This is a genomic window from Plantibacter sp. MDV22-iso1 (genome assembly GCF_058408345.1).
Genome location: NZ_JBZVDY010000001.1, coordinates 2174015 through 2195766, shown reverse-complemented (window position 1 = coordinate 2195766; position 21752 = coordinate 2174015). Strand labels below are relative to the sequence as shown.

Here is a 21752-nt window from a genome sequence, read left to right as displayed (position 1 = left end):
CTAATGCTCGAAGGCGGTGAGCGCGACGCTCGCCGCCTCCGCGACCAACGCGTCGTCGTAATCGAAGTCCGGATCGAGGTCGGGGAGCTCGGCGATGTCGAGAGGAGGAGACGCCCCCTCGAGCCCGAACACCAGCCCACCGGTGAGCGGGACGACGACGCCCTGCTTCATCGACGAATGCCGGCGGTAGCGCCGTGTTCCCGCACGAACGCCTGCTGCGTCCGACGCGAAGCCACTACCCGCCGGATGCCGAAGCACGCCCAGACGGTCCAGATCACCGCCATCGCCCAGCTGAGCGGGGCGCCTGCGGCTGCGAACCAGACGGAGCCGACCACGAAGAGCAGACCGACCGTGATCATCACCCAGCCGACGGTGCGCTCACGTTCGAAGGCGAGCCGTTGCTGCACGAGCGAGTCCATGGGAGGACGCTATCGCGAGATCCGGAGCGACGGCGCACCAACCGACGAGACCGCGGCCAGGTCAAACGGGTGCCGATCACTCATGCCCGGTGAGCCGACGATCGAGGCGCTCGAGGTCCGCCGCAACCATCGCGACGTCACGCGCGAACGCGTCGTCGTCCAGCTCGATCTGTCGGACCGTGAAGACCACCTCGGCGCCCTCCGGATGGGCCAACACGCGGACCGGGTTGGTCACGACGGTCCCCGACGGCAGGGTGACGTCGTGGTCGAGGACGCCGAAGCGGTTGCGCTCGACGAACCGGACCTCCACCCGACCCATCGGCGACTCGACGAACAGCGAGTCACCCTCACGGACCACCTCGGCCTGCGCGAGACCGGCCGCCCACCGCGGGAGGTTGTCGACGTCGGACGCGTACTCGTAGACGGCTTCCGGCGAAGCGCCGATGACCCGGCTCACGTGGTGACTTCTCATGACCGCATCCTGCCACCTCGGTGCGGGGTCCATCGGCCACGTCCCGCCCGCGGATGATGCTCCGCGGGCGGGATCGTCCTGCGGGCTGACGACTCGACCGTTGACGATTCGTAGCCTGGAGTCATGCCCGGCAACACCCGCAGTCGCTCGTCCTCTCCATCACCGTCCCCCATGGACCGGCGACGTCGGCGGCGCCGGCGTCGCCTCATCGCGGCCGTCGTCGCGGCATCATTCCTCGCCCTGGTGGTCGGCGGCGCCGTCGTCGCCACGCCGCTCCTGCGGTCGTACGGGATCTACCTCGTCCCGCCGTCACCGCAGACCTATGCGGAGGTCGCGCTGGATGCGATGCGGCGGGGTGTCGACGCGACGCCGGACCGCTACAAGCAGGTGCGGGAGCGGGCTCTGGCCTCCGTCGCGGACGCCTCCGACTACGCCGACACCTACGGGCCGCTCACCAAGGCGGCGGCCGAGCTGGGCGGCCCCCACACCACCTTCAACGATCCTGCGTCCGCGGCCGAACTGTTCGGCCCGTCGTCGGGATCGAAGGCGGAGAACGAACTGCCCACCGTCACGAGCGCTGACGGCGTGACGACCATCCGCCTCCCAACGCTCATCGGTGGCGGCTCCGGAACGGACTCCTTCGGCCAGCGGTACATCGATACGGCCGTCGAGGCGATCACCGCCGCCGCACCCGACACGTCGGCGTGGGTGGTCGACCTGCGGGACAACCACGGCGGCAACGTGTGGCCCATGCTGGCCGCCATGGCACCGCTACTCGATGACGGGACCGTCGAGACCTTCGAGTCCGTCGACGGGTCCACGGTGGTATCCGTGGACGGCGGGACCGTCTCCTCTAACGGCACCAGACAGAGCGCGGCGACGAAGCCTCAGCCGAAGATGGACGGGCCGATCGCCGTGGTCATCGACGGGATGACCGGCAGCTCCGCCGAGGCGGTCGCCATCGCCTTCATCGGCCAGTCGGACGTGCACGTGTTCGGACAGCCGAGCTACGGCTTCAGCACGGCCAACCAGCCGGTCCGCCTCTACGACGGCGCGGTCGTCAATCTGACCGTGGCCGTCGACGCCGACCGTACCGGCAAGCGCTACGGCGTCCCGATCGTGCCCGACACCGCCGTCGAGGACGCCACGCAGCTCCCCGCGGCGATCAGCACGTGGCTCGCCGATCGCGGGTGAACGACCCGTCCACCGAGAGTGCCCGTTCTGCTCGTCCGAGCACCACCAGCGAGCAGAACGAGCACTCTCGGCAGCCCGGACCTGGACGTCTGCGGCAACCGGTTTGGACAGGTGTCGGGACTTTCGACAGACCAGCGAAACCGCCGTCGCGTCGCGTTACCGTGGTCGCGCTCCCACATTCCGTGGAAGCGGAATTCGCGAGAGTCGTTCCGAGCACGGCTTGGCTCGACATGAGCTTGGAGGTCAGTCATGCCATTCGTGACAACGGACGACGGCACGGAAATCTACTACAAGGATCTGGGCGACCCGGCGGCGCAGCCCATCATGTTCCACCACGGTTGGCCGCTATCGTCGGACGACTGGGACGCGCAGGTGCTCTTCTTCCTGTCGAAGGGGTACCGCGTCGTGGCCAGCGATCGACGTGGACACGGGCGGTCCTCGGAGATCGGCTCAGGCCACGACATGGACCACTACGCCAGCGACGTGTCGGCGGTCGTCGAACACCTCGACCTGCGCAAAGTCGTCCACATCGGGCACTCGACGGGTGGCGGTCAGGTCGCGCGGTACGTCGCCAAGTACGGCGAGCCGCAGGGCCGTGTGGCCAAGGCAGTCCTGGTCTCGTCCGTGCCTCCGCTGATGGTGCAGACCGACGCCAACCCCGAAGGGACACCCATCTCGGTCTTCGACGGCTTCCGGAGCGCGCTCGCTGCGAACCGGGCGGAGTTCTTCCAGGCCGTGGCTTCGGGTCCGTTCTACGGATTCAACCGCGATGGTGTCACCGTGTCGCAGCCCGTGATCGACAACTGGTGGCGTCAGGGCATGACCGGCAGCGCCGTGGCACACTACGAGGGCATCAAGGCGTTCTCCGAGACCGACCAGACCGAGGACCTCAAGGCGATCTCCGTGCCGGTCCTCTGCATGCAGGGCGACGACGACCAGGTCGTGCCGTACAAGGACGCGGTCATCAAGCAGGCCGAGCTCCTCAGCAACGCGACCCTCAAGGTCTACGAGGGCTTCCCGCACGGCATGCTGACCACCCACGCCGACATCATCAACCCCGACCTCCTCGCCTTCATCGAGCAGTAAGGGAACCACCGTCGGAGACGTGCGGCGCACCCAGGTCATCTCGGGTGCGCCGTTCGTGTGATGGCCGAGTCCGGCCGTCGCAACGCCCGGCGATCGACCGATCAGCGGCTGGGCCGTCGCTCGAACGCGACACGCCCCGACTCCGCCCAGTTGGCGAGGAGTTGCATGCGGTCGGCGGAAGCGGATCCGGGCTCGGCGGAGAAGACGAGCATCTGCAGGCCACGATCTGAGGCCAGGTCCATGCTCTGGTAGTTGAGAGCGAGATCGCCGACGATCGGATGGTGGACGTTCTTGGACCCACCGCGGTGCTCCCGGACGTCGTGGGCACCCCAGAGCTTGCGGAACAGGTCGCTTCGCGTGGACAGCTCGCCGACGAGGTCGCTGAGTTCCCGGTCGTAGGGTGAACGGCCGGCTTCGGCGCGGAGGATCGCGACGATCTGATGAGCGTTGCCCTCCCAGTCTTGGTAGAAGGTCTGGGAGCGCTGGTCGAGGAACACGAACCGCGCCGCGTTCACCGGTGGGCTCACGTCGTCGAACATCTCAGAGAACAGCGCCCGACCGAGCGTGTTGGTGGCGATGGCGTCGAGCCGCCCGTTCTGCACGAAGACGGGAACCGTGGACATCGCATCGATGGTCTGTTGCATACCGGCCGTCAATGTCGTCATACGGGTCTGCCGCCGCTGCGGACGGATTCCGGCGTTCGCAGTGCGGATGAGCCCGGCGAGGTGCGAGTGCTCCGCCTCGGTGAGCTGCAGGGCGCGGCTGACCCCGTCGACGACGGCTTCCGAGACCCCGGTGGCGTTTCCTCGCTCGAGCCGCTTGTAGTACTCGGCGCTCATTCCTGCGAGCAGGGCGACCTCCTCCCGGCGAAGCCCGGGCACTCGGCGCCGACCGCCGTAGTCGGGCAGCCCGGCCTGCGACGGCGTCAGCTTCGCCCGGCGCGAGGTCAAGAACTCGCTCAGGTCGTCGTGGATGTCCATGCATCGACGGTACGCCGATTCACCGCCGTGAGAGGGGCCCTCCTGGTGCACCTGTAGACCGGGCCACGCTCACCCGAGCGCCGAGCGGTTGACTCGGAGCATCACCCCCTCGACAGAAGGAGCAGCATGCAGCACGCACGTCTCGGAACCCTCGAGGTCTCCCGCATCGGCCTCGGCGCCATGACGATGGCCGGCACCTACACCACCGGCGGCGGGCTCGACGACGACGAATCCGTCCGCACCATCCACCGCGCCCTCGAACTCGGCGTGACGCACATCGACACCGCTGAGGTCTACGGGCCGTTCCACAGCGAGGAGGTCGTCGGACGAGCCATCGCGGGGCGTCGCGATCAGGTCCAGCTCGCCACGAAGTTCGGGCTCGTGTCCCATTCCGGCAAGCAGGGTCGTGTCGCCGACAGCTCGGCAGCGAACGTGCGAGCGGCCGTCGAAGGGTCGCTTCAAAGACTCGGCACCGACCACATCGACCTCTACTACCAGCACCGCGTCGACCAGCACACGCCCATCGAGGAGACGGCGGGCGCCGTCGCCGAGCTGATCGCCGAAGGCAAGGTGCTGCACTTCGGGCTCAGCGAGGCTTCTGCTGAAACGATCCGCCGTGCGCACGCCGTTCAGCCGGTGTCGGCGCTGCAGACCGAGTACTCCCTGTGGACTCGAGAGGTCGAGACCGACATCCTGCCTCTCCTCCGCGAGCTCGGGATCGGGTTCGTGCCGTACTCCCCGCTCGGCCACGGCCTCCTCACCGGGCAGCTGCGTTCGTCCGACGACATCCCCGAGGGCGACTGGCGCAAGACGAACCCGCGGTTCACCCCCGAGAACTTCGGTCGCAACCTGGCGATCGTGGATGAGGTCCGGGCCATCGGCGCTGAGATCGGTGCCACGCCGGCACAGACCGCGCTGGCCTGGATCCTGACCCGCGGCGACGACATCGCGCCCATCCCCGGAACACGACGGGTCTCACGGGTCGAGGAGAACACGGCCGCCGATGCCGTGCAGCTCAGCCCCGAGCAGGTCGAGCGGTTGAGCACGCTCAGCCCTGCGGCCGGTGCTCGCCACGATGACGCCAACATGGCCTCGATCGACCGCTGAGCACACCGGTGCGGCCGAGTCCGGGTCGGGCCGTGCTGTGCCGTCTTCGGTCGACCTCGCCGATCACGACGAGAGCCGTCCCCACATCGAGCACTATCGGCGCGAGGGCGAGGTCGACTGCCTCGTTCCGGTCAGGTCGCCGCGCTGAGCGGTCGGACGTGCTCGATCGCCGAACCGAGCTCGCTGAACCCGTCGGCGAGGACCTCGGCCAGCAGCCGGGCGTAGCGACCGTCGGGGTCGAGGTCTGGATCGAAGACGGTCACTGATGCTCCGACCGTGCCAGGAGCGAGTTTGGCCAACAGCGCACGCAACTGCGGCGCGTCCAAGCCTCCGGGATCGGGGCTGTCCACCGCGGGCATGATGCTCGCGTCGAGGATGTCGACGTCGAGCTGCAGCCAGTACCCGCGGCCCACCACCTCGTGCACCCTGGCACGCACGTCGCCGGGCGGCTGTTCGATGAGCTGCCGCGCCGGGATGACGAGTCCGAGCGTCTCGCGCGCCTCTGCTGCTTCCGCGTCGTCATCGCGATGCCCGATGTGCACGACGCGTCGCGGTTCGAAGTACGGGCCGAGACCGTCGATGTCCGCGATCGCCGGCCAGTGCAGGCCGACGGCGGCGGCCAGGTCCTCCCCTGCGACGCTCGCACACGCGTCGCTGTTGCCGGGATGTCTGAAGTCCGTGTGGCCGTCGACGTGCACCAGCCCCGTCCGCCCTCGACGCGACAACGCCAGACCGATCCCGATCAGGACACTGCAGTCGCCTCCGATGACGAGCGGTGCATCGCCGGCGTCGAGGACCTCCGTCAGCCGCGTGGCGAGGCGTCGCGCATGATCGACCATCCCCGCTTCGTTGCGGACGTGGCCGCTCGGGCGGGTGTCGTCGTCGTCGAGGTACCGCCCGGCCAGGACAACGCCCGCATCACGGGCTCCGGCCGCTTCGAGCCGACGGAACAGTCCGGCCTCCCGCAGAGCCGACGGAGCTTTGTCCGCGCCGGGCACGCTCCCCCGCTCCGGTGGGCGGAGCCCGAGGTTCGTCGGAGCGGAGATGAGAGCGATCATCCCGTCAGCCTGACAGAGCGCACCGACAGTCGGCGGTGCAGGATCCCGGCCTGATCATCCGCCGACGAGCTGTTCCGCCAGGGTGACCCCGGCGGAGCAGAACGCTGCGGCAGTTGCGTCGTGCGCATCAGCCCACCAATGGGTACCAGTGTCGGTCGCGCAGCTGATGCTCGTCATCGTCGAGCCGCACCCACGTGCCGTCAATCATCGGAGTCGCGTCCGAAGCCCACACGCCGAAGTGGGCGACTGGCGCCGGCCAGTCGTATCCGTCGGCCGGTGCCTCAACCACGTTGCGCACGGCGCCGATGAACTGCATGCTCGTGTGCTCACCAGTGACGCGTTGCGACAGTTCACGAACGGCCGCTCTGCCGTCGACATCATCGGATGCAGCCTCGAGCATCGGCAGATCGAGCCGCCCTGTGCCCTGCCGCGGCACGCAGAACACCCGGGAGGAGTCGCGGAGGAGCAAACGTACGACCGACATGGGCCGGGGTGGCGTCGTCCGGCGGACGACCTCGGCCCGGCCTCCAGGAGGCAGCCACGGCGCGTCATGCGTCACGTGGACGAGCGTCTCGTCTTCGTTCACGCCGCGAGCGTACCTGAACCGAGGGAGCGTGACCGGTGCCGCCTGCTCGAGCTCCGGGTCAGAGGCGCTCAGCAGATCGTCACTCGCTGGCCGCTCCGAGCGGTGGGAGGATGCCCCGGGCCGCCGCCACGGCTCGGGCGACGATGAGCGGCGGGTCGACGATCGCTCCGGTGGCGATCAGCGCGTCGAGCTCGGACAGCGGGATGCGCACGAGCCGCACCTGCTCCGCGGGATCCGACAGGTCCACCAGGCCGGAACGGATGCCTCGAGTCGAGATGAACAGGTGTGTCGGCCAGGACGCCCGCCCCGGGTTCATGAAGAAGGTGTGCAGCGGTCGGAGGTCGTCCGGAACGATGCCGAGCTCCTCTTCGAGCTCGCGTCGGGCGGCCTCGAGCGGGGCTTCGTCCGTTCGACCGGCACCACCCGGCAGGTCGTGGATCCAGCGGTCGAGCGGGTATCGGTACTGCCGGGCGAGGAGCACGTCGTCGCCGTCGATGATCAGCGAGGCGACGGAGAAGGGAACGCTCTCGTCGACGAGGTACTCCGACCGCGACCCGTCCGGCAATCGGACCTCGTGATCGACCAAGGTGACCCGGCCTCGGTGGGCCGTCGTCCTCCGGAGGGTGGTCCAATGCGGTTCATCCGAGACAGGCATCCGCCCACCCTACGGTCGAGCGGCGGCCGGCGGTCAGGTCGTCAGCGGAAGTCGCCCAGCTGGCGCTCGACGGGCACCGTGCCCTCGACGATCACGTCGCCGGTGTGTGCAGTCGTGACGGTCTCGATCAAGACGATCTCGACCTCCTCGTCGGCGATGGGATTGTGCTGCACGCCCCGCGGCACGACGAAGAACTGGCCCGGCGTGAGCACGACCTCCTCATCGTCGGGGAGCTGGATACGGAGCGTGCCCGAGACGACGAGGAACATCTCGTCCTCGTTCGCGTGGTCGTGCCAGACCAACTGGCCGAGGAGCTTCGCGACCTTCACGTATTGATCGTTGACCCGCCCGACCACTCGAGGCGTCCAATGGGCCTCGACCTGTCGGAGTTCGGCGGCGATGTCGATTCCGTGGAGAGCGTTCATGTGTCCATCCTCTCCCGGCTGTCGTGCGTCGTGGCGCGGTATAGCCCCTCGGTCTCGGTACGCGCCGCTCGCTCAGCCGTCCAGCCGGTCCGCCTTCGACGGCTCCTCCGCGCTGCGGTTCGCGATCGCACGGACGATCGCCAGGACGTCCTCGACGGCCACCCCGGCCTCATCGCTCGCCTCGACGAGCGCACGAGCCCGTTCGATGACCGCTTGCGGCGCCCGCGAGGCTCCGGGGGCCACGCGGGTGCCGGCCGCGGTCCGGGTCACGACGAGACCCTCCTGTTCGAGCGCCCGATAGGCCTTCGCTGCCGTGGCTTGGGCGACCGCGAAGTCCCGAGCGGTCTGCCGTACGGTCGGGAGGCGTTCGCCGTCTCCCAGCAGCCCCGACCGGATAGCGCCGCGGAAGAGTTCGGTGATCTCGTCGGCCGACAGGTGGTTCATCGAGCCGACCCGGCAAACTCGACGTCCACGTCGGAGCGCGTTCGTGTGGCGAGCGCCGCGCGTACGGTGTCGACCGCGATTCGGAGCGCCAGAGCGACACCGGCTCCTTGGAGGGCGTAGCCGGCGAGGTTCATCGGTCGAGCGATCGCGCTGTATCCGCCGTCGATGAACAGGCGCGTGTTCGAGACGTTCTCCGACACCCAGTACTCGTCGATTCCGACGAGCGACGTCCCCGCCGACCCCACGTGCATCCAGACAGCTCCGAGTGTGGCGGTGAGGCCGGCGAGCGTGAGGAGCGTGAACACCCGGGCGGTCGACTCGCGGTCCGGTCGGACACTCGGCACGGTGGACCGGGCGAGGATCGGCCGGTTGGCGTCGGTGCGGAGCACGAGGACGAGCGTCAGTGCAGCCAGCAGGATGACGATGACCGTGGCGAGGTGGTTCGGCCACCCCGACCCGGACACGTAACCGAACCCGTTGTTGAAATTCGTGTAGATCGGCAGGGGCGAATAGTCGGGGACATGTCCGAAGAACTGGCCGTTCTCGGGCGCCGTCGTCGCACTGGCGATCTGCCAGGTGGCGGTCAGGAGGGCCAGCGACGCCGCGATGCCCGCGATCCACAGTGACACGCGCGGTGCGAAGGTGTTCCACGCCCGCAGCGGCGTGATCGCTCGCTCACCCGGCGCGGGCACGGGCCCACGACGCAGAGCGAGCGCAGCGATCACGATCACGAGGGTCGCGATGACGAGCGGTGCCGGTCGCCGCCACCAACCGTCGTATCCGGACGCGTCGTACGCGCCGACGTTCAGAGCGCTCGCGAGGGTCGCGGTGACCACGATCGCGACGGCGCCCGCAGTCCCTGCCCAGCGGAGCACGGTGTGACGGAAGCCTCGCTCGGGCAACGAGACGATGCGACGCGGGCGCACCCAGGACAGCGCGAAGATCGCCAGCCCGAAGGTCAGTGCGTTCTCGAGGGGCAGGATCTGCTTGACCTCGAACAGCAGCGTGAGGAGTGTCGTGAGCATCGGTACCTCTCAGAGCGTCGGACGGGGCGTAGCGCGCCTTGTGCTGACAAGGTAGCACAAACTTGTACTGCGAACGCAGCTCAAACGAGGAGTTTCGTCCGAGCTCACGCTTACCGCGCCGGAGGCCCTGATTGCACGCTCTCAGCGCTCTCCGCATCCGACTCGGTGCCGACATCAGGGCCAACTGAAGTCCGATGTGATGCCGGTGGCGAGTCAATACGGTCGAGGAATGCCGCTCTCCGTCCCACATCGCCGCGCCGTCCTGCCATTCGCCACTGCGACACTCATCGCTCTCATCCTGCTCGTCGTACCCGCGCCTGGCAGCGCGACTGTCATCGGCACGCGGTGGCTTGCCACCCTCGGCTCGGCCATCCCGAACGTCGAACTCGCCTCGGAGGTCGGCCTCGCCCTCCTGGCGGCGACGACGATCTCAACGGCTGCATTCGCCTGGGTCCGCCACCCGGAACGGCGGGCGCTGCTGCTTGCCGGCGCCGCCGGGGTCGGGGCCGCCTATGCCGTGAGCGAGGGGCTGAAACTCCTCTTCGCGCAGCCTCGTCCCTGTACGCGGTGGTCGATCGCGACTGAATGCCCACCGGCCGGTGACTGGTCACTGCCGTCGAACCATGCGACGCTTGCGTTCGGAGCGACCGTCGTCATCGCGATCGCCGTCGGCCGATGGTGGGTCACGTGCTCGGCGCTCGCACTGGCGGCGCTTGTCGCCACCGGCCGGGTCGCGCAAGGCGTGCACTACATCCACGATGTCGCGATGGGAGCGATCCTGGGCCTGGCGATCACGACCGTCCTCATCATTGCGACAGTGGCATGGCAGCACCGCTCGGCCGCGACCCGCTCCTCGCTGGGGTGACGGTGACGACACCCGTGACCCGATGGCGCGCCTCACCTACGATGACGTGATGGTCGACGACAACGAGCTCGGATTCCGTCGTGCCCTCATCGAAGCGAGCGACCACTTCGGGCTCGATCATGAACGCCTCGAGCCGCTCGGCGGGATGACCGGGCGGGTGTTCGGGATCGACGACGCCGTGCTGCGCCTCGGCTCCCCGGAGACGATCGAGCACGAACTCGCCGCTGCGAACGCAGCCTCCGTGGCGGTGCCGGTTCCAGCGACCGTCGGCACCTTCGTCCCAACCGACGGCGTGACATGGGCAGCCGCGCTCATCGAGCGGGTCGACGGCACCGTCGCCGCCGATCTCAGCGGCCTGACGGCCGATCGGGCCTTCACGAGGGTCTCGCCTGCGGTCGTGCGCAGGCGGCGCTGTGGACGGTCACCGCCCCTCCGGCGTTCGCCTCCATCGACGGCGAGCGCTCGCTCCTGCATCTCGATCTCCACCCGTTGAACATCCTGCTGGGGCCGGACGACCGCGTGACCGCGGTCATCGACTGGACCAACGCCGCAGCAGGGTCGCCGGACTACGACCGGGCCAGGACCTCCGCCATCTTCCGCCTCGACCCGCATGCGGTACCGCTGCTCGACCAGCCGGTGTGGCGCGCGTTCCTCGCGGGCTGGGCCGACGGTGCGAGCCTCGACGAGGCGTCGACGGCTGCGCGCATCTGGGCCTGCCGGTTCATGCTGCACGATCTGCAGCATCGCCGCCCCGGGGATGCGCTCGACCACGTGCGTCACGAACTCCAGGTCCTCGAGCAGGCCGCCGAGAGTGCGCAATCCGTCCCCTGACGCTTCGGGCAGGAGCAGAACGGGCACTCTGGGCGGCGGCTTCAGGCATGTCGCACCCTGCCAGACTGGCGTCGATGATCATCCGCACCGAACGAACCACCCTCGAACCGATCTCACCGGCGCTCGCGCGACGCATCGTCGAACGCGACGAGCGTGACGGTGACGCCTGGCACCCGGAGTACCCCTTCGCCGATGAGCTCGGCCCGCTCCGCGGTCTCGCGGAATCGACCGACAGCGACCCGATCTTCACGATGTACCTCATCCGTGATGCCGACGGTTCGGCCGTCGGTGGACTCGGTTTCTTCGGGCCACCCGACAGCGACGGTCGCGTCGAGTTCGGCTACGGTCTCGTTCCTGCCGCTCGCGGGGTCGGACTCGCGACGGAAGCGGTCGTCGGCGCGCTGTCGTTCGCCGCAGCGCACGGCGCAGGACGGGCGGCCGCTGAGACCGACGTCACGAACGTCGCATCCCAGCGGGTCCTCCTGAAGGCGGGGCTCGCAGAGACCGGACGCACGACCACGACGGTGTCGTTCGCGCGCGAGCTCTGACAGGAGATACAGACCATGTTCGAGGCCTGATGGCTCCGCTCGCCCGAGCGGAACGTGAGGAGACCGTCGGGGTTCCGGGGATCGACGTATGGATCCCGTGAGGACCGGGGCTCGCGCGGGTGGCGAGGCGTAGACCGGAGGGCATGACCCTCACGACGATCCTGCCCTCGCTCCGCCGCAGCATCCCGGACCCGTTCGCCCCCGACCGCTGGTCGGCACACACCCACCTCAGCACCACGGACGTGATCGTCGACGACGTTCCGATGCTGCGCCTGGCCGAACAGTGCGGAACCCCGTGCGTCCATTCGGCGGCAGCGGTGATCCCCGGCACGGGCGGGTGCCCGTCCCCCGCCGCACTCACCTCCGTGGTCGTCATGGCCGTCGTCGCTGCGACGTCCGGCGAGGACGGCCATCACCTCACCCTCGACGCCTGCCTCTCAGACGTCGAACCGTGCTGGTCGGAACTCCGGCTCATCGGGCGAGCGTCGACGACGCACACGGTGCCGTTCCGCATCGGCAGCGAGGCCGGAATCGAGCAGCGCGTGCTGCTCCCCCGCGACCTCGCGCCCGGCGACCTGCTCGCCGTGCCGTGTCGCGGCGAGGTCGCTCAGTCGGTCGGATCGGCGTCGGGCTTCATCCAGAACGGCGAGTAGTGGTACCCGTCGGGGTCGTCGAACTGGCGCTGGTACATGAACGGGTAGTCGTCGGTGTCGCCGATCCGGCCACCCGCGGCACCGGCGCGCTCGACGAGCTCGTCGACCGCCTCGCGGCTCCCGAGGTCGAACGAAACGGTGACCTTCGAGGGCGTGTCCGGTCCGCCGATCAGCTCCTCGGTGCCGCCGACGCTCGCGTACATCTCGCGACTGCCGAGCATGACGTACTGCTCGGGCGCGATCTCGAAACACGACACCTGATCGGAGGACATCGCGGCGTTGCGGGTCCAGCCGAGGGCGTCGTAGAAGGCGGTCGCGCGTTCGACGCTCTCGACAGGACAGGTGATGAAGAGGCTCATGCGGTCAAGCTACGCCCGGCGGGAGAGCGCCCACAAGGACGTCTTTCCGAGATTCACTCGCGCGCCGCCCATGGCACGGTCGGATCGATCGTCGTCGCGATCTTCGCGCTGATCTGGGCCAGTTGCCGCACCTGCGCCTCCGTGAGCGAGCCGAAGACGAGCTCCTCGACCAGGGCGTGGTGCGCTGGGGTGGACCGGGCGACGTGGTCGTGGCCGTCGTCGGTGAGGACGGCGAGGGTGAACCGACCGTCGATCGGATCGACCTCGCGCCGCGCCCACCCCTGCTTCTCGAGTCGCGTGATCGCGCGGGAGAGCCGGGAGAGCGTGCTGCTCGCGTAGCCGGCGAGTGTGCTCATCCGGAGCGTGCGGTCGGGGGCGGTGTCGAGCGCGAAGAGCAGCCCGTGCTCGTAGTGGCTCAGCCCGCTGTCGCGCTGCAGCTGGGCGTCGAGCGCCGAAGGGAGCCGCTCGAGCAGGGTGGCGACGGACGCCCAGGCCGCGAGACGGTCGCCGGTGAGGGCGGGGCGTTCGGCGGAGTCGGTCATGGGACGAGCCTATGCGACTTGCCTGGACAAGTGAATCACTCTAGGGTGACTTTCCTGAGCAAGTAAGCCGGCGCATCGCCGACAGAGGGAGACGAGATGGACCTGCAGCTCCGAGGCAAGACGGCCTTCATCAGCGGATCGACCGGTGGCATTGGCGCAGCCATCGCCCGGACGCTCGCGGCGGAGGGCGCGCGCGTCATCGTGAACGGGCGCTCCGAGCAGGCGGTGCAGGATGCGGTCGCCACGCTTCGGCGGGCGTACCCCGATGCCGGCCATGACGGGATCGTCGCGGACTTCGCCGATCCCGCCTCCGTCGAGCGACTGCTCGGTGACCTCGGCACCGTGGACATCCTGGTGAATAACGTGGGCCAGTTCGGTCTCGCGGAATTCGAGTCCATCTCGGACGACGAGTGGTCCAACGTCCTCGAGGTCAACCTGATGGGCGGCGTCCGACTGTCCCGGCACGCCCTGCCAGGCATGTTGGATCGCGGCTGGGGACGCGTCCTCTTCGTCAGCAGCGAGTCCGGCGTGAACATCCCCGCAGACATGATCCACTACGGCGTCACGAAGGCCGCGATGATCGCCCTCGGCAACGGACTCGCGAAGCTGACCCGCGGCACCGCCGTGACAGTCAACACGATCCTCGGCGGCCCGACCTTCTCTGACGGCGTCGCCGAGACGGTCGAATCCATCGCCGCGTCCCAGACCGCGCCGGTCGACGCCGTAAAGGCCTCGATCATCGGTCGCAACCACACCACGCTGCTCGAACGCTTCATCGAGCCCGAGGAGATCGCCTCGCTGGCGGCCTACCTCGCGAGCCCACTGGCGTCGGCGACGAACGGCGCGGCCCTGCGTGCGGACGGCGGAGTGCTGACCGGGATGCTCTAGCGATGCCGCGTGGGCTGCACGCCGCGACGGTCACGCCAACCACTGGCCGAGCGGGTGGACCAGGTACCGCAACGAGTAGGCCTCCCAGATCGCCCCGATGACCAGGAGAGCCAACGCCGGAGGGACGAACACACCGATCCGCCGCAGCCCCTGCAGGTACCCCTGGCGGTGGCGCTCCACTCCGGCGAGCGCCGGCCGGACCCAGAGCACCCCGTGCAGGTACACACCGAGCAGCAGGAGGATGTACGCCTGGAGCTCGATGACGAGCGTGAGCGCGTGCGGAATGAGCGCCACCCATCCGTCCGCCGTCAGGGGCACAAGGGTGATCCCGGTCTGGACCGCCCAGAACCCGAAGGCTACGAGCCCTGCGAACGGGACGACGACGGACGGCAGGACGATGGTGAGCAGACTCAGTCGGAGGACGTTGACCGCCAGGATCGTCAGCGCGAACAGCGGCGGCGTGTTCACGAGCTGCGTGACGAGCGCGGCGGTACCGTCCTCGTCCATGGCCGACTCCCGAGCGCGCGTGAGGTCGGGGAAGGCGAGACCGATGAGGAAACCGACCACGGTCAGCCCGTACGCCACGGCATTGAGGACGAGGTAGGCACGCCGGTGCTCACTGATGACCCGGAACGGTCGGAGTACTGGTGCGTGCATGCCGCTCCTCGGTCGGTTCGATCGGCCGGACGGACTCGGCGACATCAAGTCCCCGCTCCGCTGTCGAGCAGCCAGTGGTAACGGAGGCGGGAGGCTCGCTCGATCGCGCCGAGCGCCGCCCCGATCCCGAGGGCGACGTTCAGCCACGGGTCGAGATGCAGCGGGGACTCGAAGGTGCCGAGGGTGTCGGCGATCGGCGGGATCTGCGAGATCGGTTCCGCGATCTGCAGAGCGTTCAAGCCGACGCCGACGAGCAGGAGGACGATCGACAACGCGCCGAGGACCGAGCTGGCGGCGGGGTGTCGCTGAGCGAGTTGCAGGCGTCGACCTTCCGCCGAGCGAGGATCCGGTGCGAGCTGCTGCTCGGAGCCGTCGTCGGCGAGGAAGTGGCAGCGGCGGAGACCGGATTCGCTCACCCGCACTTCGATGTGCCCGCCGTGCACGGCGAAACGCGCCGGCACCCGGGAGACCAGATGGAGGGCACCATCCCGGTAGAGCCTCGCCCTGACGACACCGTCCGACGCATCACCTCCGTGACGGACATCGACCGTGTGCGCAACGGCTCGGCCGTCGGGTTCGTCCAGGGTGATGGACATCACCGACCGGGTGGTCATCTGCCACCAGCGGAACGGCTTCAACCTGCTGCCATCACCGGCCTTCGCTCGGCGCGTCCACCGGCGCTCCCGCCAGTTCTGTTCCATCCGTCACGCTCCTCTCCACACCGACCGGCGCCCGTCGGGTCACCTCGACACAGCCATCTCTAGTACAGTGTGATAATCGAGGGACACGCTAGCACGCTGTACTAGAACTGAGAAGGGGGGCCCTGCACATGACCGAACCGGCAGGCTCCGATACGCGATCCAAGATCCTGATCGCTGCTGCCACGATGCTCGGCGAAGACCCGACGGCACGCCTGAGCGTCCGTGCCGTGGCGGCCAAGGCAGGCGTCAGTACTGGGTCCCTCAGACATTTCTTCCCGACGCAGCAGGAACTCCTCGACACCGTGATCGAAGGACTCCAGACACTCGACATTCCGGACGACCCGATGGCCGACCCGACGAAAACGCCGGCCGAACGCCTGCAGGCATGTCTCCAACTGCTGCTCTCCGCCGTCGGCACGGGTGCCGTCGCGCGACAGAACTGGACCGCGCTCCACGACGCCTACGTCGCATCGCCCACACCCGAGGAGTCCGCCCAGACCTTCCTCGCGATGGAGCGGCTCGCCGTCAGCCGCGTGGACCGGTGGCTCGCCCGACTCCACGAGGAGGGCGCCCTCATCAACGGCGATCGAGAGCAGCAGTCGCGTTTCCTGCTCTCGGTCGTGAACGGCCTGTCGCTCGAGCGCGCCTTCCCCGGCGCGCGCGCACGACTCGGGTTCGAGAGCCCGTCCCTCCGCCTCGCGGTCACCGCCGTCCTGCGCGCGGACGCCTCGTAGCGGCCGGTCGCCTCGTCGACGACAACGGTCGAGCTGGTCCACGAACACCGACCAGGGTCGGTGCGGACGTCACTCGGTCGAGCGACGCTCCCGGACCGCGTCGAAGGTCCGTTGCAGCGCACCGATGGACGACTCGGAGTCGACCTGGGCGACACCGATGAAGAGGCAGTCGACGACCATCAGCTGCGCGATGCGACTGCCGAGCGCTCCCGACCGGAACGCCGTCTCCCGCGCGGACGTCTGGAGGACGATGTCCGCGCTGGTCGCCAGGGTCGACTCCGCGTGGTTCGTGATCGCGATGGTCGTCGCGCCGGAGCGGGCCGCGAGCCGGAGATAGTCGACGGTGTCCGCGGTCGCGCCGGAGTGCGAGATCGCGACGGCGACCGCCTGCTCGTCGAGGATCGCCGCGGCGGTCCAGGCGGCATGCGGGTCGGGCCATTCGAGCGCCACCCGTCCGATCCGCGAGAGTTTCCGCTGCAGGTCGACGGCGACGATGGAGCTCGCCCCGACACCGAAGATGTCGACCCGGCGAGCGCCGGCGACCGCGGCGACCGCACGCGTGAGGGCTGCCGTGTCGAGGGCCTGAGCGGTGTCGGCGATCGAGAGGGATTCGTTCGCGGCGACTTTCGCGACGATGTCGTCGAGGCTGTCGCCGGCGACGATGTCGGGCGACTGCACATTGGTCCCGGCGAGCGCGAGCCGCTCGCGGAGGTTCTCCTCGGTCAGGTCGTGGCGGAAGTCCTTGAAGCGGTCGTAGCCGATCTTGCGCGTGAAGCGCACGACCGTCGTCGTCGATGTCGAGGCCTCCTCGGCGATCTCGGCGACCGACCGCGTCGCGAAGGCGCCCGGGTCGGCGAGCAGCGATTCGGCGATCCGCCGCTCGGAGGGGCGGAGTTCGTCGAGGCGGGCGCGCACCTCGGTGGACACCGCTCGTGATGTCCGGTGGACGTCGGCTCCCATCGGTGCTCCTCTCGACCGTGAACACTGTACCGTCGGCACCCACCGGCGGGATGTATGGAAATTACCATCCAGCGTCAAACTGTGTATGTTTGTTGCAACGACTCGCGACCGGTGCCCTCCTCAGGTGCGGACTGGCCGACACGTATAGCGGAGTACCGCGGGTACTGCCGGCATGCACGATCCAGGAACCAAGGGAGGTCCCGTGACCAGCTCCACACCACGCAGCGACGTGATCAGCAGCACCGCCCGACGCCGGGCCATCGTCGCCGGCAGCGTCGGCAACTTCATCGAGTGGTACGAGTTCGGGATCTACGGGTTCCTCGCCACGATCCTGGCCGCACAGTTCTTCAGCGACGGCCAACAGACCGGTATCGAGTCGCTCATCGCGACCTACGCGTCCTTCGCGATCGCCTTCTTCTTCCGCCCGGTCGGGGCTGCGCTCTTCGGCCGCATCGGCGACCGGATCGGCCGCAAACCGACGCTCATCCTCGTCCTGGTCATGATGTCCGGGGCGACCGCCCTCATCGGCATCCTCCCGACGTACGCCTCGATCGGCGTCGCGGCGCCCATCCTGCTCACGATCGTGCGCATCCTGCAGGGCCTCTCCGCCGGCGGTGAGTTCGGCGGCGCCGTCTCGGTCATGACCGAGTTCGCCCCGGCCGGGAAGCGTGGCTTCTACGGATCGTGGCAGTCGTTCACGGTCGCACTCGGACTCCTCGGCGGCGCCGGCACCGTCGCGCTGCTGGCATCCCTGCTGTCCGAAGCCGATCTGGCGGCGTGGGGCTGGCGGATCGCCTTCCTGCTCGCCATCCCCCTCGGCGCGGTCGCCCTGTTCCTCCGCTTGAAGCTCGAGGAGACGCCGGAGTTCCAGAAGGTCGCCACCGCCGACACCACCAAGGTCGCCGAGCCGGTCGTCCGCGCGGGTGCCGCAGAGACCGCCAAGGCGATCCTCCTGGGGATCGGCCGCCTGATGGGCTGGTCCGCCGCCGGGTACACCTTCCTCGTCGTCATGCCCTCCTACCTCCAGAGCAGCCTCAACGCGTCCTTCCAGGAGGCGCTGATCTCCACGGTGCTCGCGAACGCCGGCTTCGCCGCGACGATCCTCCCGGCCGGCTGGCTGTCCGACAGGATCGGTCGGCGTTGGGTGATGCTCACCGGCACCGGTCTCATCGTGATCCTGGCGCTGCCCCTGCTCAACGTGCTGCAGAACCCGGACCTCGGCGTCGGTGTCCACGGCCTCGCCGTGTTCGTCGCCGGAGCGGTCGTCGGCCTGATCGCAGGCCCGGGCCCCGCCATGCTCGCCGAGATGTTCCCCACCTCCGTGCGATACACCGGTCTCGGACTGTCCTACTCGATCTCGAACGCCGTCTTCTCGGGCAGCGCCGGCCTCATCATCACCTCGCTGATCGCCTCGACCGGTAACGTCGACGTCCCGGCCTACTACGTGATGGCGACCTGCCTGGTGAGCGCGATCGCCATCGGCACGCTCCGCGGGAACGCCCACCGGGCGGAGCTGCGCAAGTGAGCCGCCCGATGCGCGTCATCGGCCTCATGTCCGGCACCTCGCACGACGCGATCGACGCCGCCGCAGCCGAGATCGGCGTGGACGGCGACACCCTCGTCGTCCGCCCGCTCGGGATGATCACCGCCGGGTACGACCCGGAACTGCGAGCCGCTATCACCGCAGCCCTGCCGCCGGCGACCACCAGTGTCGACGACGTCTGCCGGTTGGACACGCGGATCGGGCAGGCCTTCGCCGATCTCGCGGTCCGAGCGGTCGAGGAACTCTGCGACGGGGAGGCCGACCTGATCGTCTCCCACGGCCAGACGATGTACCACTGGGTGGAGGGCGGCCGGGTCGAGGGCACGCTCCAGCTCGGCCAGCCGGCCTGGATCGCCGAACGCACGGGCTGCACCGTCGTCGCCGACCTGCGTTCGCGTGACGTCGCGGCCGGTGGGCAGGGCGCTCCGCTCGTGAGCATGATCGACGCGCTCTGGCTGGGTGGCGAGACCGCTGCGGCCGTCAACCTCGGCGGCATCGCCAACGCCACCATCGTGCGGCCGGGCCACGACCCGATCGCCTTCGACAGCGGACCGGCGAACGCGCTCATCGACGCCGTCGTCGCCGAGCACACCGGCGGCGCCCGGCAGTTCGACGCCGACGGCGAGCTCGCCGCGCGTGGCACCGTCGACGAGGAGACGCTCGACCTCCTCCTGCGCGAGCCGTACTACCAGCGCCCCGCCCCGAAGTCGACGGGCAAGGAACTGTTCCACCTCGACTACCTCCGCGAGCAGCTCGCCGGCCGTCCGACGCTTCCGATCGAGGACCTCGTCGCGACCCTCACCGAGCTGACCGCACGGACCGTCGCCGACGCCGTCCGTGGGGTGGAGCGCGTCATCCTCGCCGGCGGAGGGGTGCGCAATCCTCAGCTCGTCGCGCGCATCCGGGCCGCACTCCCCGAGGCCGACGTCGTCAGCAGCGACGACGCGGGCCTCCCCTCCGACGCGAAGGAGGCGCTCGCCTTCGCCGTCCTCGGCTTCCTGACGGTGAACGGCCAGGCCGGATCCCTCCCCTCGGCCACCGGCGCCTCACACGGCAGCGTCCTGGGTGCGATCGTCCCGGGACGCTCGCTCCCCGCGCGGACGCTCGACGGGCCGCCTCGCTCGCTGCGGTTCGAAGCATGACCGACGACAGCCCCACGGACCACCACGACGGCGTCAGCCCGTCCGACCCAGAACGGAGGGCCGTTCGTGCCTGAAGCATCGAGTACCTTGGCAGCGCTCTCCACCGAGGGACGCAACCCGCGCACGGTCGACCTCGACACGCTGGACACGCTCCGGCTGCTCGAGGTGATCAACGACGAGGACCGACTCGTCGCCGACGCGGTCCGAGCGGAACTGCCGAGCATCGCGCGCGCCGTGGAACGCATCACGGAGGCTCGCCGGCAGGGTGGGCGACTCGTCTACCTCGGTGCGGGGACGAGCGGCCGGATCGGACTGCTCGACGCGGTCGAGTGCCCGCCGACCTTCGGCACCGATCCCTCCGAGGTCCTGGGGCTCATCGCCGGGGGCGAGCACGCCTTCGTCGTCGCCGTCGAGGGCGCCGAGGACGACATCGAGCTCGGCGCCTCGGAACTCATCGCGGCCGACCTCCGCCCCACGGACGTCGTCGTCGGTCTCGCGGCCAGTGGTCGCACCCCGTACGTCATCGGCGGCCTGCGCTACGCACGCCATCTGGGCGCGGGGACGATCGCGGTGTCCTGCAACCGGAACGCCCGGATCAGCGCCGAGGCGGACATCGCCATCGAGGTGATGACCGGCCCCGAGGCGCTCACCGGTTCGACCCGGCTGAAGGCCGGCACCGCGCAGAAGCTCGTCTGCAACATGCTGTCCACCGCGTCCATGGTGCGCTCGGGCAAGGTCTTCTCCAATCTCATGGTCGACGTGAAGCCGACCAACGAGAAGCTCGTCGACCGCGCGCAGCGGATCGTCGCGGACGCCACCGGTGTCGAGCGGTCGATCGCCGACGCCGCCCTGGAGCAGGCCGGCGCACACGCCAAGACCGCCGTCGTCATGCTCCTCGCCGACGTGGACGCGGCGACGGCCGCCCGGCTGCTCGAGTCGCACGACGGCGACGTCCGCTCGGCCGTTGCTGCGGCGAGCGCCTGAGCAGGAACGAGAGGACACCGTGGAGATCATCATCCTTCCCGACGCCGCCGAGGTCGGTCGCGTCGCCGGCGCGAAGATCGCGTCGATCGTCGCCGGGCGGCCCCAGGCCGTCATCGGCCTGGCGACCGGGTCCAGCCCGCAGGGCATCTACAAGGAGCTGGCCCGTCGCGTGCAAACGGGCTCGCTGTCGTTCACCGAAGCGCGCGGCTTCGCGCTGGACGAGTACGTGGGCATCCCGGCCGACCACCCCGAGTCGTACGCCAGCGTGATCACGCGCGAGGTCGTCGCCCCGCTCGGCTTCGAACCCTCGCGCGTCCGTGTCCCGGACGGTCGCGCCGCAGACCTCGCGGCCGCCGCGAAGGAGTACGACCGGGCCATCGCCGAGGCCGGCGGCATCGACGTGCAGATCCTCGGCATCGGATCGAACGGGCACATCGGGTTCAACGAGCCCACGTCGTCGTTCGCGTCACGCACGCGCATCAAGACCCTCGCGCCGAAGACCCGCCAGGACAACGCCCGCTTCTTCGACTCGCCCGACCAGGTGCCGACCCACTGCATGACGCAGGGACTCGGGACCATCCTCGAGGCGCGCGAGCTCGTGTTGGTCGCCCAGGGTGAGGGGAAGGCCGACGCCGTCGCGGCCGCCGTCGAAGGACCGCTCAGCGCGTTCGTCCCCGGGTCGGCGCTCCAGCTGCACGAGCACGCGACCGTCGTCGTCGACGAGGCAGCGGCATCAGGGCTGCGGTTGTCGGACTACTATCGCTACACCTACGACAACCGGCCGGACTGGCAACGCTTCGAATGAATCGGCCGGGCGATGGCCGACGACGCCCCGTCCTCTGAGGCGTCCGGCCACCGCAGCCGCACCCCAGCACCCCGCTCCCCTGCACCCCG

Annotated in this window: 28 protein-coding genes; 13 read left to right on the top strand and 15 right to left on the bottom strand. The window is 69.3% G+C overall.

Going from position 1 to position 21752, the window contains the following annotated elements:
• The 3 genes from AC4PMY_RS10580 to AC4PMY_RS10570 all read right to left on the bottom strand — a co-directional run bounded on the left by AC4PMY_RS10580 (nt 1) and on the right by AC4PMY_RS10570 (nt 891).
• Nucleotides 1–171, bottom strand: a complete 171-nt coding sequence (locus AC4PMY_RS10580) for a hypothetical protein (RefSeq protein ID WP_491622655.1) — start codon at nt 169–171, stop codon at nt 1–3.
• The gene (locus AC4PMY_RS10575) at nt 168–419 is read right to left on the bottom strand and encodes a hypothetical protein (protein ID WP_491622654.1); all 252 of its coding nucleotides are present in this window, start codon (nt 417–419) and stop codon (nt 168–170) included. The genes AC4PMY_RS10580 and AC4PMY_RS10575 overlap by 4 nt, the downstream gene beginning before the upstream one ends.
• Before the next feature lie 76 nt (nt 420–495).
• Complete coding sequence (locus AC4PMY_RS10570; RefSeq protein WP_175484419.1) at nt 496–891, bottom strand: SRPBCC family protein; 396 nt, start codon at nt 889–891, stop codon at nt 496–498.
• Nucleotides 892–1014: 123 nt separating this feature from the next.
• Here AC4PMY_RS10570 and AC4PMY_RS10565 point away from each other — a divergent pair, with 123 nt between their 5' ends.
• Together AC4PMY_RS10565 and AC4PMY_RS10560 are read left to right on the top strand one after the other, a co-directional pair.
• Complete coding sequence (locus AC4PMY_RS10565) at nt 1015–2085, top strand: S41 family peptidase (RefSeq protein WP_491622653.1); 1071 nt, start codon at nt 1015–1017, stop codon at nt 2083–2085.
• A 249-nt stretch (nt 2086–2334) separates the two neighbouring features.
• Nucleotides 2335–3171: an alpha/beta fold hydrolase gene (locus AC4PMY_RS10560; protein WP_071262113.1), complete on the top strand. Its 837-nt coding sequence runs from the start codon at nt 2335–2337 to the stop codon at nt 3169–3171.
• A 101-nt stretch (nt 3172–3272) separates the two neighbouring features.
• Here the strand turns inward: AC4PMY_RS10560 and AC4PMY_RS10555 are convergent, their stop codons facing one another.
• Nucleotides 3273–4151, bottom strand: coding sequence for a helix-turn-helix transcriptional regulator (locus AC4PMY_RS10555; RefSeq protein ID WP_071262111.1), 879 nt, complete (start codon nt 4149–4151; stop codon nt 3273–3275).
• Nucleotides 4152–4277: 126 nt separating this feature from the next.
• On the opposite strand from AC4PMY_RS10555, the gene AC4PMY_RS10550 reads away from it, so the two are divergent.
• Nucleotides 4278–5258 carry an aldo/keto reductase gene (locus AC4PMY_RS10550; RefSeq protein ID WP_071262109.1) on the top strand — a complete coding sequence of 327 codons (981 nt, stop codon included), beginning with the start codon at nt 4278–4280 and terminating at the stop codon, nt 5256–5258.
• 131 nt (nt 5259–5389) lie between these two features.
• On the opposite strand, the gene AC4PMY_RS10545 is transcribed toward AC4PMY_RS10550, so the two are convergent.
• From AC4PMY_RS10545 to AC4PMY_RS10520, 6 genes are all read right to left on the bottom strand, one after another.
• Nucleotides 5390–6316, bottom strand: coding sequence for an arginase family protein (locus AC4PMY_RS10545; protein WP_491622652.1), 927 nt, complete (start codon nt 6314–6316; stop codon nt 5390–5392).
• 127 nt (nt 6317–6443) lie between these two features.
• Nucleotides 6444–6902: a hypothetical protein gene (locus AC4PMY_RS10540; protein WP_071262108.1), complete on the bottom strand. Its 459-nt coding sequence runs from the start codon at nt 6900–6902 to the stop codon at nt 6444–6446.
• A 79-nt stretch (nt 6903–6981) separates the two neighbouring features.
• On the bottom strand, nt 6982–7557 hold the full coding sequence (locus AC4PMY_RS10535; RefSeq protein WP_491622651.1) for an NUDIX domain-containing protein: 576 nt from the start codon (nt 7555–7557) through the stop codon (nt 6982–6984).
• A gap of 41 nt (nt 7558–7598) precedes the next feature.
• Nucleotides 7599–7982, bottom strand: coding sequence for a cupin domain-containing protein (locus AC4PMY_RS10530; RefSeq protein ID WP_064295627.1), 384 nt, complete (start codon nt 7980–7982; stop codon nt 7599–7601).
• 72 nt (nt 7983–8054) lie between these two features.
• On the bottom strand, nt 8055–8426 hold the full coding sequence (locus tag AC4PMY_RS10525; protein ID WP_491622650.1) for a GntR family transcriptional regulator: 372 nt from the start codon (nt 8424–8426) through the stop codon (nt 8055–8057).
• Nucleotides 8423–9451 (bottom strand): hypothetical protein, encoded by a 1029-nt coding sequence (locus tag AC4PMY_RS10520; RefSeq protein ID WP_491622649.1) that lies wholly within the window; start codon nt 9449–9451, stop codon nt 8423–8425. The genes AC4PMY_RS10525 and AC4PMY_RS10520 overlap by 4 nt, the downstream gene beginning before the upstream one ends.
• A gap of 229 nt (nt 9452–9680) precedes the next feature.
• Between AC4PMY_RS10520 and AC4PMY_RS10515 the strand changes: the two genes are divergently transcribed.
• The 4 genes from AC4PMY_RS10515 to AC4PMY_RS10500 all read left to right on the top strand — a co-directional run bounded on the left by AC4PMY_RS10515 (nt 9681) and on the right by AC4PMY_RS10500 (nt 12348).
• Nucleotides 9681–10316, top strand: coding sequence for a phosphatase PAP2 family protein (locus tag AC4PMY_RS10515; RefSeq protein WP_491622648.1), 636 nt, complete (start codon nt 9681–9683; stop codon nt 10314–10316).
• Nucleotides 10317–10613: 297 nt separating this feature from the next.
• On the top strand, nt 10614–11147 hold the full coding sequence (locus AC4PMY_RS10510; protein ID WP_491622647.1) for a phosphotransferase: 534 nt from the start codon (nt 10614–10616) through the stop codon (nt 11145–11147).
• 74 nt (nt 11148–11221) lie between these two features.
• Nucleotides 11222–11695: a GNAT family N-acetyltransferase gene (locus AC4PMY_RS10505; RefSeq protein ID WP_491622646.1), complete on the top strand. Its 474-nt coding sequence runs from the start codon at nt 11222–11224 to the stop codon at nt 11693–11695.
• A gap of 143 nt (nt 11696–11838) precedes the next feature.
• Entirely contained in the window at nt 11839–12348 is a 510-nt protein-coding gene (locus AC4PMY_RS10500; RefSeq protein ID WP_491622645.1) for a hypothetical protein, read from the top strand.
• Here the strand turns inward: AC4PMY_RS10500 and AC4PMY_RS10495 are convergent.
• Both AC4PMY_RS10495 and AC4PMY_RS10490 read right to left on the bottom strand, forming a co-directional pair.
• Nucleotides 12303–12707, bottom strand: coding sequence for a VOC family protein (locus AC4PMY_RS10495; protein ID WP_491622644.1), 405 nt, complete (start codon nt 12705–12707; stop codon nt 12303–12305). The two genes, AC4PMY_RS10500 and AC4PMY_RS10495, sit on opposite strands and share 46 nt — an antisense overlap.
• Before the next feature lie 53 nt (nt 12708–12760).
• On the bottom strand, nt 12761–13249 hold the full coding sequence (locus tag AC4PMY_RS10490; RefSeq protein ID WP_491622643.1) for a MarR family winged helix-turn-helix transcriptional regulator: 489 nt from the start codon (nt 13247–13249) through the stop codon (nt 12761–12763).
• A gap of 96 nt (nt 13250–13345) precedes the next feature.
• On the opposite strand from AC4PMY_RS10490, the gene AC4PMY_RS10485 reads away from it, so the two are divergent.
• Nucleotides 13346–14137: an SDR family NAD(P)-dependent oxidoreductase gene (locus AC4PMY_RS10485; protein WP_491622642.1), complete on the top strand. Its 792-nt coding sequence runs from the start codon at nt 13346–13348 to the stop codon at nt 14135–14137.
• Between the two features lie 30 nt (nt 14138–14167).
• Here the strand turns inward: AC4PMY_RS10485 and AC4PMY_RS10480 are convergent, their stop codons facing one another.
• Together AC4PMY_RS10480 and AC4PMY_RS10475 are read right to left on the bottom strand one after the other, a co-directional pair.
• The gene (locus tag AC4PMY_RS10480) at nt 14168–14794 is read right to left on the bottom strand and encodes a hypothetical protein (RefSeq protein WP_491622641.1); all 627 of its coding nucleotides are present in this window, start codon (nt 14792–14794) and stop codon (nt 14168–14170) included.
• A 44-nt stretch (nt 14795–14838) separates the two neighbouring features.
• Entirely contained in the window at nt 14839–15495 is a 657-nt protein-coding gene (locus tag AC4PMY_RS10475; protein ID WP_491622640.1) for a hypothetical protein, read from the bottom strand.
• A gap of 128 nt (nt 15496–15623) precedes the next feature.
• Between AC4PMY_RS10475 and AC4PMY_RS10470 the strand changes: the two genes are divergently transcribed.
• Entirely contained in the window at nt 15624–16229 is a 606-nt protein-coding gene (locus AC4PMY_RS10470; protein ID WP_491622639.1) for a TetR/AcrR family transcriptional regulator, read from the top strand.
• A gap of 69 nt (nt 16230–16298) precedes the next feature.
• Here the strand turns inward: AC4PMY_RS10470 and AC4PMY_RS10465 are convergent, their stop codons facing one another.
• On the bottom strand, nt 16299–17189 hold the full coding sequence (locus AC4PMY_RS10465) for a MurR/RpiR family transcriptional regulator (RefSeq protein WP_192003926.1): 891 nt from the start codon (nt 17187–17189) through the stop codon (nt 16299–16301).
• A gap of 202 nt (nt 17190–17391) precedes the next feature.
• On the opposite strand from AC4PMY_RS10465, the gene AC4PMY_RS10460 reads away from it, so the two are divergent.
• The 4 genes from AC4PMY_RS10460 to nagB all read left to right on the top strand — a co-directional run bounded on the left by AC4PMY_RS10460 (nt 17392) and on the right by nagB (nt 21663).
• Complete coding sequence (locus AC4PMY_RS10460; RefSeq protein ID WP_064295641.1) at nt 17392–18714, top strand: MFS transporter; 1323 nt, start codon at nt 17392–17394, stop codon at nt 18712–18714.
• Nucleotides 18711–19874 (top strand): anhydro-N-acetylmuramic acid kinase, encoded by a 1164-nt coding sequence (locus AC4PMY_RS10455; RefSeq protein WP_491622638.1) that lies wholly within the window; start codon nt 18711–18713, stop codon nt 19872–19874. The genes AC4PMY_RS10460 and AC4PMY_RS10455 overlap by 4 nt, the downstream gene beginning before the upstream one ends.
• A gap of 87 nt (nt 19875–19961) precedes the next feature.
• On the top strand, nt 19962–20858 hold the full coding sequence (murQ, locus tag AC4PMY_RS10450) for an N-acetylmuramic acid 6-phosphate etherase (protein WP_491622637.1): 897 nt from the start codon (nt 19962–19964) through the stop codon (nt 20856–20858).
• 19 nt (nt 20859–20877) lie between these two features.
• Nucleotides 20878–21663, top strand: coding sequence for a glucosamine-6-phosphate deaminase (gene nagB, locus AC4PMY_RS10445; RefSeq protein ID WP_491622636.1), 786 nt, complete (start codon nt 20878–20880; stop codon nt 21661–21663).
• Nucleotides 21664–21752: the final 89 nt, after the last annotated feature.